Below are 16,998 nucleotides of genomic sequence, written 5' to 3'. Positions count from 1 at the left end.
CGCAAGGAACCCTCGTGCCCGTCATCGACTGCCACCACCACTACGTGCCCCCGGCGCTCATCGCCCGCTACGACGCGGGACGCAGCCGCACCCAGGTCGCGCCCCGCGGCATGAAGAAGATCAACAGCCATCCCGGGCTGTCCGACGTCGAGGAACGGTTGGCCGTCATGGACGCCGCCGGGATCGACGTCGCGGTCCTTTCCAGCATCCTGAGCTGGGACGCCTCCGCCGAGGAGTGCCGCCTCACCAACGACGCCTTCGCCGAACTGCAGGCCCTGCACCCTGGCCGGTTCGTCGGGCTCGCCCACGTGCCCCGCGGGATGACGGGCGCGTCCATGAAGGAGATCGACCGGGCGATCGGCGACCTCGGCCTGCACGGCATCAGCATCTCCTCCCAGCCCGGCGGACGCCCCCTCGACTCGCCCGACCTGTGGCCGCTGTACGAGAGGGCCCGCCGGTGGCGGGCGCCGATCTTCGTCCATCCCGCGATGCCGCCTGCCGGGTACGCCTTCATCGCCGAGTACGACCTGTCCCGCATCGTCGGCCGCGAACTGGACCTGATCCTGCAGACCACCCGGATCATCGCGAGCGGGCTCCTCGACCGCTTCCCGGGCCTGACGTTCGTCATGAGCCACATGGGCGGCGGCATCGCCGCCATCACCGAGCGGCTGCGCGGCAAGCAGCATCGTTTCGGCGATCACCTGGAACGCTCCTTCGACGAGTACCTCGATGAGATCTACTTCGATCTGGCCGGGTTCGAGGGCGGCCCGGCGGCGCTCACCTGCGCGCTGTCGGCGCTGCGGCCCGACAACCTGGTGTTCGGCACCGACTTCCCGCAGGACTTCTCCGGCGTCGGCTCGGTCGAGGCCAAGGGCGCCGAGGGCATCGCCGGCTACATCGACGCGATCTCCGGCCTCCCGCTGCCGGAGGCCGCGACGGCCGCCATGCTCGGCGGCACCGCCGCCCGGCTCCTGCGGCTGGAGACGACATGACCGCCCACGACGACGCGTTGCGCGCCGTCGAACGGCACGTGCTGTGGCTGGCGACGTCGATCGTCCACCACGCCAACCGGGTCCGCCCCAACCCCGGGGGCCTCAAGGTCGGCGGCCACCAGGCGTCCAGCGCCTCACTGGTGACGATCATGACGGCGCTGTGGATGGAGCACCTACGGGCGGGCGACCGGGTCTCGGTCAAGCCGCACGCCTCCCCGGTGCTGCACGCGCTGGAGTACCTGCTGGGCGACCTGGACGCCGAGCACCTGACGACGCTGCGGCGGTTCGGCGGGCTGCAGAGCTACCCCAGCCGGCACAAGGACCCGGTGCCCGCCGACTACTCCACCGGCTCGGTCGGCATCGGCGCCACCGCCCCGATCTGGGGCGCGCTGGCCCGCCGCTACGTCCGCGACCACTTCGGGACCGGCGGGGGAGGCAGGCAATGGTCCCTGGTCGGCGACGCCGAACTCGACGAGGGCGCGGTCTGGGAGGCCGTACTGGACCCGATGGTCACCGAACTGGGCGAGGTCGACTGGATCATCGACCTCAACCGGCAGTCACTGGACCGGGTCGTCCCGGCGATGGCCGGGACCCGGCTGCCCGGCGTCTTCGCCGCGGCGGGCTGGCAGGTGATCACCGTCAAGTACGGGACCCGGCTGCGAGAGCTGTTCGCCCGCCCGCACGGCGACGCCCTGCGCCGCCGCATCGACACCATGCCCAACGCCGAATACCAGCGGATGCTCCGACGCCGCCCCGACGAACTGCGCTCCGCCCTTCCCGGAACGGGCCCGGAGGCGCGCGACGTCGCCACGGTCATCGGCGCGGTCTCCGACGACGACCTCGCCGCCGCCGTCCGCGACCTCGGCGGCCACGACCTCGCGGCCCTGCGCGAGGCGTTCGAGGGCATCGACGACAGCCGACCCACGGTCATCTTCGCCTACACCCTCAAGGGCTACGGCCTCCCCATCGAGGGCCATCCCCAGAACCACTCGGCGCTGCTGACCGACGCCCAGATGACCGAGCTGGCCCGGCGCCTCGGCATCGACCCCGCCCACCCCTGGACGCGGCCGTCACCGCAGTCCGACGCCGACCGGCTGCTCGCGCAGGCGGCCGCACGACTGCGCCGCCCCGACACCCCGCCGGCCGCCGCGCCGGCCGTGCCCACCGACCTCGGGCGCACCCCTTCGGGAATCCAGGCCACCCAGACCGCACTCGGCCGGACACTGCTGGAGCTGAACCGGACCGCCCCCGGCGCCGCCGAGCGGATCGTCACCGTCAGCCCCGACGTCAGCTCCAGCACCAACCTCAGCGGCTGGGTCAACAAGGTCGGCGTGTGGTCCTCGCAGGAACGCGCCGACTGGTTCGCCGACGACGCCGAGACGATCCTGCACTGGCGCGAGCGCCCCGGCGGACGGCACATCGAGCTGGGCATCGCCGAGACCAACCTCGTCGGACTGCTCGGCGAGCTGGGCGCCACCTGGGACCGCTGGGGCGAGCCGCTGCTGCCCATCGGCGTGCTGTACGACCCGTTCGTGGAACGCGCGCTGGAGCCCTGGTCCTTCGGCATCTACGCGGGCGGCCAGTCCATCCTCGTCGGCACCCCGTCCGGGGTCAGCCTCGCCCCCGAGGGCGGCGCGCACCAATCGATCAAGACACCGTCGATCGGCCTCGAACAGCCCGGCTGCCTCACCTACGAACCCGCCTTCGCCCTGGACGCCGAATGGTGCCTGCTGGAGTGCCTGGCCCGGCTCGGACGGCCCGGCGGGACCTCCGCCTACCTGAGGCTGTCCACCCGCCCGATCGACCAGACCCTCGCCGCCGTCCCCGAAGACCCCGCCGCCCGCGAACTGCGCCGCCGCGGCGTCGTCGCGGGCGGCTACCCCCTGCGTCGCACCCGCCACCCCGAGGTGACCATCGTCGCGACCGGCGCCATGGTCCCCGAAGCACTGGAAGCGGGCGAACGGCTCGACGCGATGGGCATCGGCGCGGACGTCCTCTGCGTGACCAGCCCCGACCTGCTCTTTCGCGCGCAACAGGCCAGGCGCGGCCTCGGCGACGCCCCCACCTGGATCCTGGACTCCCTCCTGCCCGACGACCGTGCCCACCCCATGGTCACCGTCATCGACGGCCACCCCCACACCCTCGCGTTCCTGCCGACCATCCGCCAGGTGCGCGGCACCCACCTCGGCGTCACCGCCTTCGGCCAGAGCGGCGACCTACCCGACGTCTACCGCCACCACGGCATCGACGCCGACGCCGTCCTCACCGCGGCCCTCCGACTCCTCCACTGAACCCCTCGACCGCCGCAGCCCGCCGCAGGCGGTGACGCCCGGGGGCGTCAGGGGACCGGCGCGCCGCTGGGGAAGGTTCTGGCGGTCGTCGGACCATCGGTGCTGATCCCGCTGTGGCTGTTCACGTCCGCGACCGGCCGGTGGAGGGGCGGCGCACCAGCACCACCTGACCTTCCGGCCGGGCCGTGGCTGCTCGTCACCGGGCTGTTCAGCGGCTTTGTACGGTGGAGGACGGTGGGGCCGGGGACGGCTGGAGCAACGTCGCCACGGCGGCTCCGGCCAGTGGTGTGGCCACGGCGGTCGTCAGGGCGACCGCCACCGCCGTGATCGGCGCGGCCAGCGCGGTGGGGGTGCGGAAATCACGGATTCTGCCCCAGGGGACGCCGGCCGCCTGGGCGAGCCGCCATTCCCAGTACAGCCCGAGGCCGATCGCCAGCACCAGCAACTGCCCGGCTCTGATTCCGGTGGCGAAAAGGATCGCCTGCTGGGTGCTGTACGGGACGGTGGCGATGGCGAGCAGTTCCGGAATCGCGATCGCCGCGACCAGTCCGCATGCCTTCGAGATGGGTCGCATTCCGCGCAGCCGCGTGTAGAAGTAGCCGAAGACGGCCCCGTACACCAGCCAGCGCGCCGCGTTCAGCCCGTACCGGGCGACCAGGGCCGTCAGGCTCGCGCTGTGGTCGTAGTCCGTGCCCACATAGGAGATCCACACCTCGTACAGCGCCATCGGCGCGGTCAGCGCTCCGGCCGCCACCGCACCGGCGAGGGCGTTGTCGCGGGGGCGGAATCCGGCCGAGGAGCCGAGGGCCCGTTCGGTCAGCGCGATCCCCCGCCACCGGGTCCCGGCGTCGTTGACCTGTGCCCACACCGTGCGCAGGTCGGACAGTTCCCGGTCGCCGGACACGACCCCGTCGGGGCCGGCCCGGTAGACCGCGTGGGCGAGGCGCTGCCGGAACCGGTGCCAGATCTCCCGTCGCAGCAGGCGCTCGTGCGTCCGGCCGCTCACCTCGGCGAGATCCACCGCGCGCTGGGCGCGGGACGGCGGAAGCGCCCACAGCAGCACCAGGACCAGCAGCACCGTGGCGACGGCAGGGCCGAACGCGGTCTGGTAGCCGGGCGCGGCCACGATCACGGCGACCGCGATGACCGCGCCCCGGGCCAGCGGCTCGGCGAGCGTCGCGGCCCGGTCGCCCCGGCGGGCGAGCATGATCACCAGCACGCCGAGCATGGCCACGTCCAGCACGGAGACCGCCATCTCGCCCACCGTGACGAGGTATTGGGGAGTGGGGGCGTTCATGGTGATCGCCGGCTCGGCGAGCATCCCCACCGGAACGGCCAGCGACACGACGACCACCACCGCGCCGGCACGCCACAGCCACGGCCACACCGGCCTGGCCAGGTCGACCACCCCGACGGCCAGCGGCGCCAGGAGCACCCCGAAGGCCAGATACGCCAGCCCGTTGCCGGAACGCCAGAGCTGCCCGGCGAGGAACTCGGTCACCACCGTCCCCGGCACGAACGCGAGCGCCAGCGGCACCGCCCGGCGGGGCCACCCCGCGCACACGGCGCTGAGCAAGCCGAACGCCCCGGCCGCCACGGTCAGCCCCACGAGCCAGGCGAACCGCTGCCATGGCGCCCCGCCGAAGGCGAGCACCGCCAAGGCCGACACCCCCGCCGCCACCGCGAGCATGGCCGGGCCGTACGTCGGTGAGGCCGGCCGGGGCGGGTCGCCGATCGTCCGCAGCCAGCCCACCGCCAGCGCCGGCGCCACCACGAACACCAGGCTCAGGACGCTGCCGGCCATCTGCTCGGACGCGTACAGCAGCAGCGCCGCCAGCGGCGGCACCGCGCCGAGATAGGCCCAGCCCGCCACCCGGAACCGGCGGCATCCCGCGTCCCGCGACAGCGACGCCGCCACCAGGAGGACGATCCAGGGCATCGCGCGCGCCACGTGCCACAGCGCCGGGTTGTTGCCCAGCGAGTTCAGCGACCCGGACGGGTCCGGCGAGGACGAGCCCTTGGCGGCGAGCGCCACCCGCACCTTGCCTTGTCCGGCCGCCGCGTCGAAGACGACCGTGGTCGCGTTCTGGGCGGTGGGTTCCATCGGCGCGCTGACCCGGGACAGGTCGATGCCCCGCGTCCGGACGGTCAGGCCGGAGGCCACGCCCGCCTCGCGCACGGTGACCCACCACTCCGGCGAGATGCCCAGATAGGACGAGGTGATCGTGATCAGCACGTCGCCGTCGCCGCCGCGCGTCTCGATCACCGCCGGCCGGAAGGACGCGCCGCCCGGAGCGCCCGCGTACCGCCGGGCGACCGGTCCGGACCGGACCTCTCCCAGCCTGATCAGGCGCAACAGCGGGTCGCCCCGCCGGGTACGGATCGTGTAGGTGGCGCGCTCCCGGATGCCCTGCGGCCCCGAGACGAACTCCACCTCGGCATACGCCGTACGCCCGGTGCCGGGGAGACCGGCCAGGGCGGCGTCCTCCTCCGCGCCCCCGGGCCCCATGTCGCTGACCGGCGCGCCGAGCGGTCGCGGCGGAGCCTGATGGTGGGCCGCGAACCCCAGCCCGAACACCACCGCCAGCAGGGCCCACGCCGGCGCCAGTCGCACGGCCGGGCGGAGCGAGGGGACGGCGAACACGGGCGGCCTCCACCACGGCCGGGACGCGCCCGGCCGGCCGAGGGCGAGATTCCGTTGATTATGGCCCATTCTCCCCCGGAGCGGAGTCGGAGTCGGGGCACGGCCCGGCACCGACGATCCGCATCGGACCTTCCGGCGGCTGCGAGATCGAGGTCGTCGATCAGGTCGGCCGCCTTCCGTAAGGACCACCGCTTCGCGGTGGCCTTTGCCATGGGCCGGTGGAGACCGCGCGTGGGCCGGGCTGCTCACCGGCCTTGGATGCGGCCGAGCGCCGTCAGGGCCGCCCCGCCAGTGGCGACGTAGGCCCGCACGGTCAGCGCCACGGCCGACCGAGGGGGCGAGGTTCCCGCCTTCACCGATCGACCGGGCAGTGTTCGACCGACTATGGTAATGATTATCGTATTCGCCGCTTTGGTCCGATCGAGGGAGTTGCCATGACCGTGTCCGGCCGCGGTGGGGGTGACCCGCGACGGCGTGATCGGGCAGAAGGTCCGGTCGTCGCGCAGGAGCGCGCACAAGACGTCGACCGGTCGTCGGACCAGGGCGAATAGGGCTTGGGCGTGGATGCGGATCTCGCTGCGGTCGCGCCGGTGGAAGGCCCGGGACGGGCCGTCGGCGTGGAGGCTGGACAGCGCGGCCATGGCGAACACCCGGCGCAGGGCGCGGTCGCAGCGCTTGGGGCGGCGACGGTCCGCATCAGGTACCGATCGGCGGCCAGGGCGTCCGGACGTCGAGGCGACCGCTCCTTCGAAGTCACGACAGCGGCGGAGACGCATCGGCCACACCCCGTCGCCCTGTGCGTCCAGAGCCGCTCACCCCAGGCAAAACGATCTTAGGGAGACCCATGCGCTCGTTCGTGTCCGTCGAGGAGATCGCCGAGCTGGTGGCGGAGGTGCTCGGGCTGCCCCTCGAAGCCGTCGGCCCCGATACCGGCCTGACCCTCCTGGGACTGGAGTCGTTCACGGCCGTACGCCTTCGGCGCCGCCTCGGCGACCTCGGACTTGACCTACCGATGACCGCCTTCCTGGGCGACGCCACCGCCCGCACCATCGCCGACGGCATCACCGACCCCGGCATGAGCGCTGACACCCGGACGTCCGCCGAGGGCATCACCGAGCCGGGCGTGAACGATGACGCCCGCGGCCTCGCCGGGAGCGGCGGTGGGGGCGGGTTTCCGCTGACGCCGCTGCAGACGGCGTACTGGATCGGACGCGAGCCATCGTTCCCGTTGGGGGGCGTGGCGACCTTCTACTACCGCGAGTACGACCGGGTGCCGGGTGCGGAAGGGCCGGAGGCGGATCTCACGCGGCTCACCGCGGCGTGGAACCGGCTGGTCGAGCACCACCCGATGCTGCGGATGATCGTGGACGCGCAGGGCCGGCAGCGGATCCTGCCGGCCACCGAGCCGTACGAGATCGCCGTGGACGACCTGCGGGACGCGGGCGCGGAGGGAGCGCGGGAACGGCTTGAGCGGCTCCGGTACGAGAGGTCGCATCAGGTGCGTCCGGCCGACCGGTGGCCGCTGTTCGACCTTCGCGCGGCGTTCCTGCCGGACGGGCGGACCAGGTTGTTCCTCGGCATCGACGTTCTGGCGCTCGACCTGGCGGGGTGGATGCAGATCCTCGCCGAGTGGGGGCGACTGGTCGCCGACCCGTCGACGGAGCTTCCGGCGTCTGCGGTCTCGTTCGACGAGCTGGTACGACGCAGGCACGCCGACCCCGACGAGGCGCGCAACCGGGAACGCGACATGGAGTACTGGCGGGGCCGCGCGCTGCCGTCGGGTCCCCGGTTGCCCTGGGCCGAGGATCTCGCCGAGGTTCGTTCCCATCGGTTCGCGCGGAGCGCGGCCGAGCTGGACGTCGCGGAGTGGCGGGCGCTGCGGGACCGGGCGGCCGAACGCGGGTTGAGCCCCACCGGGGTGCTGTTGGCGGCGTTCGGGCTGGTGCTCGCGCGGTGGGGGGCGGACGAGGCGTTCTGCCTGAACACGACGCTGTTCGATCGGCCCGACGACCCGGAGCTGGCGCATCTGGTCGGGGACTTCACCTCCACGGTGCTGGTCGAGTTCCCGCGGGTGGACCTACGGGAGTGGAACGGGTTCGAAAGATTCGCGGCCTCGATCAACAGACGTTTCTGGACCGACATGGAGCATCGGACCGTGTCCGGGGTCGAGGTGCTGCGGGAGACCGGCGGCGCCGACCTGACGCCGACCCATCCCGTGGTCTTCACCAGCGGGCTCGGCCTCGCGGACCCGGACACGGCCCCGGCGGGCTGGCTCGGGGAGGAGGTCTTCGGCATCTCCCAGACCCCGCAGGTGGCGTTGGACCACATCGTGCATGACGAGGGCGGCAGGCTGCGCATCGCCTGGGACGCCGTCGAAGGCGTGTTCCCCGACGGCTTCGTCGACGGGATGCGCGACGCGCACCTCACGTTGCTGCGCGGGCTCGCCACCGAGGCGGGGGCCTGGAACGATCCGGCGCTCGGCTGGGACCCGACCTTCCTGCCCGGCTCGCCGCTGGACGTTCGTCCGTTCCCCGCGGCGGGGCCGCTGCTGGACGATCCGCTGCGGGCCGCGGCGCGGGCGCTGCCGAAGAACCCGGCTCTGCTGGACACCTCCCGGAGCCTCACCCACGGGGAGCTGGCCGAACGGCGCGGGCGGGTCGGGTCGGCGCTGACCGAGCTGGGGGTGGGACCAGGGGACCTGGTCGCGGTCGCCTTCCCCAAGGGGATCGAGCAGGTCACCGCGTTGCTGGGGGTGTGCGCCGGCGGCGCCGGCTACGTGCCGGTGGAGCCGACATGGCCGGAGAGCCGGGTCGCCTCCGTGTGCGAGCAGGCCGGGGTCAGGCACGCGGTGGTGCCCGACGACCTAGCGCTGCGGTGGCCCTCGGACGTGACCGTGCATCGGCTTTCGGTCCTGGAGAAGGGCGGCGCCCAACCGACCCGTACCCCGAGGCCGGACGATCTGGCGTACGTCATCTTCACGTCGGGCTCCACGGGACGGCCCAAGGGGGTGGCCATCGAGCATCGGGCCGCCCGGACGACCATCGACGACCTCATCGACCGGTTCCCGGTGGGCCCTGATGACCGGGTGCTGGGCCTGTCGGCGTTCAGCTTCGACCTGTCGGTGCACGACATCTTCGGCGTGGCCGGGACGGGGGCCGCGCTCGTGCTGCCCGACGCCGACCGCCAACGCGACCCGGGTCACTGGCTGGACCTCATGGAAAAGCACCGGGTGACGGTCTGGAACACCGCCCCGGCGCTGATGGAGATGCTGGTCGAGTACGCCGAGATCGAGCCGGAGCGGGCCCGTGCGGCGCTGGAGCCGCTGCGGCTGGTGTTCCTGTCCGCCGACTGGATCCCCGTCACCCTCCCCGACAAGGTGAGGGCGCTGGCCCCGAACGCCCGGCTGGTCGGTCTGGGCGGCGCGACCGAGGCGTCGATCTGGTCGATCTGCTTCCCGATCGGCGAGGTGCCGCCGTCGTGGCCGAGCATCCCCTACGGGCGTCCCTTGCGCGGCCAGTCCTTCCACATCCTGGACGCGGAGGGTCGCCCCTGTCCGGTCGGCCGGCCGGGTGAGCTGCACATCGGCGGGGACGGGCTGGCCCGCTGTTACATCGGAGACGACCGTCAGACCCGCGAGCGCTTCATCGCCCATCCCGTCCTCGGCCGTCTCTACCGGACCGGTGACCTCGGCCGTTGGCGACCGGACGGGAACATCGAGTTCATGGGCCGGCTCGACCGCCAGGTCAAGATCCGTGGCCACCGCATCGAACTCGGTGAGGTCGAGTCGGTCCTCGACCGCGTCCCGGGCGTCCGGCATTCCGTCGCCCTGTCGGTCCGCGGGCCCGATGACCGGCCCCGCCTGGTGGGGTACCTGGTCGCCGCCGACGCCGCGAACCCGCCCGACGACGAACGCCTCATCGCGCACCTGCGCGAACGCGTGCCCGACTACATGGTGCCGAGCCGCTTCGTGCGTCTGGACGCCTTCCCCGTCACCGAGAACGGCAAGATCGACTACAAGGCCCTGCCCAACCCGTACGGCCGCACCCCCGAGCCTCCTCGGCCCCATCCCCGGTCACGGCCCCGACCTCAGCCGAGCGACGACCTGGCCGCCCTGTTCCGCCAGGCGTCAGAGCAGGGCCTCGGACTGTCGCTGCGCGTCACCGGTGGCGGCCTCACCCCGTCCCGCGCCCTGAGCACGGCGGGCACCTGGGCCGAACGCCTCCGCGCCACCGCCGCCGCCCACGGCCTCACCCTGTCGGAACACCTGACCCCCGGCGCGCTCATCGAGCTCACCACGTCACCGGCCCCACCCGCCGGCCCCGTGGCGGCCGACGTGCCTGCGGCGCCTGAGGTGCCCGCATCGGCCGCGCCCAAGGCGGCGGCATCCGGGGAGCAGGTGGACGCCGAGGTGGAACGCGTCGTGAGCGAGGTGCTGAGCGGGTTGCTCGGTGGTGCGGAGATCGATCCGACGACGCCGTTCTTCCGGCTCGGGGCGACCTCGCTGACTCTCGTACGGGCGCACGGGAAGCTCACCGAGGCGCTGGATCCCGGGTTGGCCGTGGTGGACATGTTCAGTCGGCCCACGGTTCGGCGACTGGCCGCGCACATCAGCGGACGGCGCGACGGCCGGGCGGCCCCGGAACAGCCCGCTGATGCCCCGCCCGTGCCCATACGGCGGGCGCAGGCTCGGCGGATGGCGCGGCGTCGGGCCGAGGAGGTCGCGCAGTGAGCGCCGACGACGGGCTGGTCGCGGTGACCGGGCTGGCGTGCCGGTTCCCCGGGGCGTCCGACGCCGAGGCGTACTGGAGGCTCCTGGCGGAGGGGCACGAGGGGCTCACCCGGCTCGGCGAGGAGGAGCTCGCCGAGCGCGGGGTGCCTCGGCGGCTGCGGCGGGATCCGGCATATGTGCCGGTCGCCGGGCTGATCGACGGACAGGACATGTTCGATCCGGAGCCGTTCGGGCTCACGGACGGGGAGGCGGCGCTGCTCGACCCGCAGCAGCGGCTCTTCCTGGAGATCTGCTGGCGGGCGCTCGAACAGGCCGGGCACGGCGGGGGACGGGACGCCGGGTCGGTGGGCGTGTTCGCCGGGGCCGCGCAGAGTGCCTACCTGGCGAGCAACCTGGCCGGGCGGTGGGATCCGACCGGTGGCGGGACGGACCCGGTGGGGAGTCTCCAGACGGCGATCGCCACGCAGACCGACTATCTGCCCGCTCAGGTCGCGTACCGGCTGGACCTGACGGGTCCGGCGGTGTCGGTGGCCACCGCGTGTTCGACGTCGTTGGTCGCGGTGCACATGGCGGTGCAGTCACTGGTGGCGGGCGAGTGCGACACCGCGTTGGCCGGCGGGGTCTCCCTGATCGTTCCGCAGGGACGCGGCTATCTGTCCACGCCGGACGGCATCTACTCCGAGGACGGCCGCACCCGCCCGTTCTCCGCTCACGGCACCGGGATCGTCTACACGCAGGGCGTCGGGGCGGTCGTCCTCAGGCGGCTGCGGGACGCCCAGGAGGACGGTGACCCGATTCTCGCGGTCGTCCACGGGTCGGCGGTCAACAACGACGGGGCCGACAAGACCGGCTTCACCGCGCCTTCGGTGCGCGGCCAGGCCCGCGCGATCGCGGAGGCCCTGTCGATCGCCGGGGCCGACCCGAGGGGCGTCGGGTATGTCGAGGCGCACGGCACCGGGACCCGGCTGGGCGACCCGATCGAGGTGGCGGCGCTGCGCCGGGTGTTCGGCGACACCGGCCCGGCCTGGTGCGGGCTGGGCTCGGTCAAGAGCAACGTGGGGCACACCAACTCGGCGGCGGGCATCGCGTCGTTCATCAAGACGGTGCTGGCGGTGCGGCACGGCGTGCTGCCCGCGTCGCTGCACGCCGAGCCGATCAACGACCTGCTGGGCCTGGCCGGGTCCCCGTTCGAGGTGGTCACGAGGACCCGCCGATGGGACGGCCCGGAGCTGGCCGGGGTCAGCTCGTTCGGCATCGGCGGCACCAACGCGCACGTGATCGTGGGCCCCGCCCCGCAACGTCCCGACCCGGCTCCCGACCCGCGCCCGCATCCGGTGGTGCTGTCGGCGCACAGCCCCGAGGCGTTGCGGCGGACGGCCGCCGACCTGGCGGGAACGAAGGCGCCGCCGGCCGACCTGGCCTTCACGTTGCAACAGGGCAGGGTCCACCTGCCGCACCGGCTGAGCGTCGTCGCGGAGAACGGCGATCTGGTGGAGGCACTGCGCAAGGCCACCCCCGTTCGCGCGCCGGACGGCAAGCCTCGCTTGGTGTTCGCCTTCCCCGGCGGCGGCAGCGCCCGGGTCGGCATGGGCTCGGCGCTGTACGACAACGAGCGCGCCTTCCGGGAGAGCGTGGACGAGTGCGCCGAGCTCTTCGCAGGTCATCTGGGTTTCGACATCAGAGCGGTGATCCGGGGCGACGAAGGGCGGATCCGGGGACCGGTCCACGGGCTGCCCGCCTTGTTCTCGGTGTCGTTGGCGACCGCCCGCCTGCTGGGCACCTGGGGTGTCCGGCCTGATCTGGTGCTCGGGCACAGCCTCGGCGAGTACGCGGCGGCGGTGGCCGCCGGCGCGCTGGCGCTGGAGGACGCGGCCAGGTTGGTCGCCGTTCGGTCACGGGCGATGGCCGACGCCGCCGGGGACGGGGCCATGCTGGCCGTACCGCTCGGCGAGGACGCGACCCGTGAACTGCTGGGCAGGCATCCTGCCGTCGACCTGGCCGTCGTCAACGCGCCCGACTCGTGTGTGGTGTCCGGCCCGCGTCCCGCCGTGGACGAGCTGGAGAAGGCCCTCGTTCGGGAAGGGCACGAGCCGACCGGGCTTCGGTTCGATGGGGCGGCGCACTCCCGGCTGGTGGATCCGGCCCTTCCCCGGCTGCGGGCCGCCGCCGCCGGGCTCACCGGCTCCGCGCCGACGGTGCCCGTGGTCAGCACCCTGACCGGCGATCTCGTGAAGGGCGAGCTGGGGACGGCCGAGCACTGGGTGCGCCAACTCCGTGAGCCCGTGCGCTTCTCCCAGGCGCTGCGGACGGCCGACCCGGCGGTGTTGGTCCAGGTCGGGCCCGGTGGGGCGCTGGCCGCCCTCGCGCAGGGCAACCGCCTGCCCGGGTTGCGCGCCGCGCTCACGACGCTGGCCGATGACGACCTCGCCGCCCTGTACGAGACGGCCGGACGGCTCTGGACGCACGGGGTCGACGTCGACTTCGGCGGCATGCATCGTCCGGGCCGTCGCCGGGTCGCCGCGCCGGGCATGGCGTTCCGGCGGCGAAGGCTCTGGATCGACCCGCCCGCCGAGCCCGTACGACAGGCCGACGACCAGCCCGACGAGGACGAGCCCCTCCAGATCCCGGTGTGGACCCAGGCCACCCCGCTCGACCCGACGACCACGCTGGAAGGCCGCTGGGTCGTCGTCGGGGACGCCCAAGACATCGTCATCAAGGCCCTGACGGCCGCCGGGGCCGAAGCGGTGCCCTTCGCGCACGCCGCCGAACGCCCGGACGAGGACTGGACGGGCGTCATCGTCATCGCCGAGGGCCGGCCGGAACGCCGCCACGACCCCCGGGCCGTCGAGGACGGCATCCTCGCCCATGCCCGGCTCGCCTCCCTGTTCTTCACAGGTCAGGCCCGGCTGCTGCTCCAGGTCACCCGGGGAGCCCACCAGGTCACCGGCGCGGAGCGGCCCGACCCCGCCGTCGCGGCGCTGCACGCGCTGCCCCGCGTCATGGCCCAGGAACAACCCGGCGCGCGATGGCGGATCCTCGACCTGGACGAGCGCGCCGACCTCGCCGAGGCGGTGCCTTCTGAGCTGGCCGACCTGGTCGCCGGTGGCGGCTCCGGTGTCGAGTCGGCCGTGCGCGGCGCCACCCGATGGATTCGTGGCCTGCGCCCCTGGCGGCCCGGTCGACGCGACGTCGCAGCGGGCTCGACGGCCCTGATCACCGGTGGCCTGGGCGACGTCGGCCTCACCACCGCCGCCCACCTGGCCCGCAAGGGCCTGCGCGTCGTCATCACCTCCCGAGGCGGAACCCCCACCGGCGAACGGGCCGAATCGCTGCGCAAGCTCACCGACGAGGGCCTGTCGATCGAGGTTCGCACGCTGGACGCCGCCGACACCGAGGGCACCGCCGCGCTGCTGGAGGAACTCGCACCCCTCGACCTGGTGGTCCACGCCGCCGGAGTGGTGGCGACCGCCGACCTCCAGCCGCTACGCCGCGTCGGTCCCGACCAGATCACCGGCCATGTCCACGCCAAGGTCACCGGGGCCCTGGCGCTGCGGGCGGCGATCGACCGGCTGCCCGCCGACCGCCGTCCCCGTGACGTGGTGCTGATGTCCTCGGCCGGAACGCTGGTCGGCGGCATCGGCATGGGCCCCTACTGCGCCGCCAACCGCTTCCTCGACGCGCTCGCCGAGGAGACCCCGCAGGACGGCACCCGGTGGGTCAGCATCGTGTGGGACGCATGGAAGGTCGGTCCGGTCGGCACCGAACGCGCCGTACGCCTGACGTTCGCGCTCGGAGCGCGTACGGGGATGGACGCACTCGACCGCGTCCTCGCCGACCGGCGGGTACCCGTCGTCGCGGTCTCCACCACCGATCTGCGGGAACGCGCCGCCCGGGCCGCCTACACCGCCCCCGTGCGGGTGACGGCCGAGTCCCAGGCGGGTGAGACGACGCTCAGCCCGGCCGAGCGGGCGGTCGCCGCTCTGTGGTCGGAGTTGCTGGGCGTCGAGGTGACCTCGGCCGACACCGACTTCTTCGCCCTCGGCGGCCACTCCCTGCTGGCCACCCGCATGCTCACCGCGCTGCGCGGCGAGTTCGGTGTCGAGCTGCGGCTGAGGGACCTGCTCTCCCATCCCACGGTCGGTGGCCTCGCCGATCTGCTGCACCACGCGGAGCCTGAAGCCGCCCCCGAGCCCGTCGCGAGGAAGGCGGTCTCGGCGGACGGGACGTTCCCGATGACCCGGGTGCAGCACGCGTACTGGGTCGGCCGGGAGGGCGGCTACGCGCTCGGCGAGATCGCCTGCCACTTCTACCTGGAGTACGACTGCGCCGGCCTCGACCTGGTCCGCTACGAGAACGCCTGGCGGCAGGTGATCGCCAGGCATCCGATGCTCCGCACCATCGTCACCCGACAGGGACGTCTCAAGGTTCTCGACCACGTGCCCCCGTACCGGATCCGCGTCCACGACCTCACCGGTCTCGGCGAGAAGGAACGGGACGAGAGGCTGGCGAGGTTGCGCGAGCGGGTCTCCCGCGACCCGGGGCCGCCCGACCGGTGGCCGCTGGTGCAGCTCCAGGCGGCGCGGCTGCCCGGCGGCCGGGTCCGGCTGTTCATCGGCGTGGACGTGCTGATCTGTGACGCCGGAAGCTACTGGATCATCGACCGGGAGGTGCGGCACTTCTACGAGCACCCCGGCACGCGCCTTCCCGAGCCGGGCATCGACTTCGCCGCCTGCGTCGCGGCACTCGGCCGGGCCGAGGAGGACGACGCTCGGTACTGGCGGGACCGGCTGGACACCATCCCGGGCCCGCCCCCGCTGCCGCTCGCCGAGCATGACGGCCCTCCCCGCTTCGTTCGCCGTACGGCCAGGCTGACCCCGGGCGAGTGGCAGGCGCTCAAGCGGGAGGCGGCGCGGTGGAGGGTCACCCCGACGGCGGTGCTGTTGACCGCCTATGGGGAGGCGTTGGCGCGCTGGTCGGGGGGCGACCATTTCGCCCTCACGCTCACCCTGTTCGACCGGCCGGCGATCCATCCCGACGTGGACAAGGTCGTGGGCGACTTCACGTCCCTGCTCGTCCACGAGGTCGACAGGCGCGCGGTCGGGTCGTTCGCCGCGCAGGTGCGGCGGACGCAGCAAAGGTTGTTCGCCGACCTCGACCACCGGTCCTACTCCGCGCTGGACCTCGTCGCGGACGGTCGGGGCCGGGTCGGGTCCGTGCCCGTGGTCTTCACCAGCGCGCTCGGTCTCGAGGACCTGGTGGGCGGGGAGCCCGATCTTCAGTGGGTCGGCGAGCAGGTCCACGCGGTCAGCCAGACCCCGCAGGTCTGGCTCGATCACCAGGTGCTCGTCCAGCGCGGCGAATTGCTGGTCCAGTGGGACGCGGTGGCCGATCTGCTGCCCGATGACGAGGTGGACGAGGTGTTCGCCGCCTACGCCGCGAGGCTGAAGGAGCTGGCCGCCCCGTCGTCCGCCTGGGGCGATGGTCCGGATGACGACGACATCCTGGTCCCGCTGCGCGACGGCACGGGCGAGCAGACGCTGTTCCTCCTGCACCCGTCCGGCGGGGACGTCCTCTGTTATGCCGAGCTGTCGCGGCTGCTGGACGAGCGGTTCTCGATCGTGGCGCTCACCGACCCCGGCCTGGCCGGTCGTGCGGCACCCGCCGATCTCGCCGGTCTGGCCCGGCTGTACGCCGACGTCATCAGGCGGCATCGCCCGCGCGGCCCGTACCTGCTCGGCGGGTGGTCGATGGGCGGCAGCCTCGGCCAGGAGGTCGCGCGGCTGCTGCACGACGACGGGGAGCGCATCGGGCTGTTGCTGATGCTCGACTCCAACGACCCCACCTACATCACCCCCCTTCCCGGCGACGCAGAGGCCGAGGCGACCGTCCGGCTGCTCGGGGCGTTCGAGGCGTATCTCGGAGTGGACCTCGGCGTCGGCACCGAGGAAGGCCGCGCCGCCGCCCGCACGCTCCCCCCGGAGGCCGTCGCCGCGCGGCTGCGTGAGCATCGGCTGCTGGGGCGCGGCGAGGACGTTCGTGAACGCGTCGGCGTCTTCGCCCGGCATCTGCGCGGGCTGGGCGACCACACGCCGCGCCGTCTCGACGACCCGGCCGCCGTGACCCTGCTGGTACGGGCCGAACGGCGGGCGTCCCGCAACTCCGGCATCGGGATGGGTGTGGACGACACCCCGCCGGGCCTGCCCGACCTGGGCTGGCAACGACATCTGGCCGGGCCGCCGGAGGTCCACGGCCTCGACGCCGACCACTACGGCCTACTGCGCCCGCCCACCGTGGCCCGGCTGGCCGACCTGATCAACAAGGCACTCTCGAAGAACGGATGAC

General features: G+C 73.4%; 5 protein-coding genes and 1 pseudogene. 4 read left to right on the top strand and 2 right to left on the bottom strand.

The genetic code is table 11. The features are described 5' to 3' along the window. Positions 1 to 14 precede the first annotated feature (14 nt). Together DFJ69_RS02270 and DFJ69_RS02265 are read left to right on the top strand one after the other, a co-directional pair. A complete protein-coding gene (locus DFJ69_RS02270; protein ID WP_116020936.1) occupies positions 15 to 992 on the top strand; it encodes an amidohydrolase family protein in 978 nt (325 codons plus the stop codon). Next, the gene (locus tag DFJ69_RS02265; protein ID WP_116020935.1) at positions 989 to 3,283 is read left to right on the top strand and encodes a transketolase-like TK C-terminal-containing protein; all 2,295 of its coding nucleotides are present in this window, start codon (positions 989 to 991) and stop codon (positions 3,281 to 3,283) included. Before DFJ69_RS02270 ends, DFJ69_RS02265 begins: the two co-directional genes overlap by 4 nt. A gap of 208 nt (positions 3,284 to 3,491) precedes the next feature. On the opposite strand, the gene DFJ69_RS02260 is transcribed toward DFJ69_RS02265, so the two are convergent. Then, a complete protein-coding gene (locus DFJ69_RS02260) occupies positions 3,492 to 5,927 on the bottom strand; it encodes a hypothetical protein (protein WP_116020934.1) in 2,436 nt (811 codons plus the stop codon). Positions 5,928 to 6,394: 467 nt separating this feature from the next. After that, positions 6,395 to 6,610: pseudogene (locus DFJ69_RS35245) on the bottom strand (hypothetical protein); the annotation flags it as partial. 161 nt (positions 6,611 to 6,771) lie between these two features. Here DFJ69_RS35245 and DFJ69_RS02250 point away from each other — a divergent pair. Beyond that, on the top strand, positions 6,772 to 10,656 hold the full coding sequence (locus DFJ69_RS02250; RefSeq protein WP_116020933.1) for a non-ribosomal peptide synthetase: 3,885 nt from the start codon (positions 6,772 to 6,774) through the stop codon (positions 10,654 to 10,656). Then, positions 10,653 to 16,997, top strand: coding sequence for a type I polyketide synthase (locus tag DFJ69_RS02245; protein ID WP_116020932.1), 6,345 nt, complete (start codon positions 10,653 to 10,655; stop codon positions 16,995 to 16,997). Before DFJ69_RS02250 ends, DFJ69_RS02245 begins: the two co-directional genes overlap by 4 nt. Position 16,998 lies beyond the last annotated feature (1 nt).

Source organism: Thermomonospora umbrina (assembly GCF_003386555.1).
Lineage (GTDB): Bacteria > Actinomycetota > Actinomycetes > Streptosporangiales > Streptosporangiaceae > Thermomonospora > Thermomonospora umbrina.
This window is presented reverse-complemented; position numbering and strand designations above follow the sequence as displayed.

Bases quoted from the DNA above. Each gene is read 5' to 3' on its own strand.
- DFJ69_RS02265 (WP_116020935.1), top strand. From the start codon at position 989: ATGACCGCCCACGACGACGCGTTGCGCGCCGTCGAACGGCACGTGCTG.
- DFJ69_RS02250 (WP_116020933.1), top strand. From the start codon at position 6,772: ATGCGCTCGTTCGTGTCCGTCGAGGAGATCGCCGAGCTGGTGGCGGAG.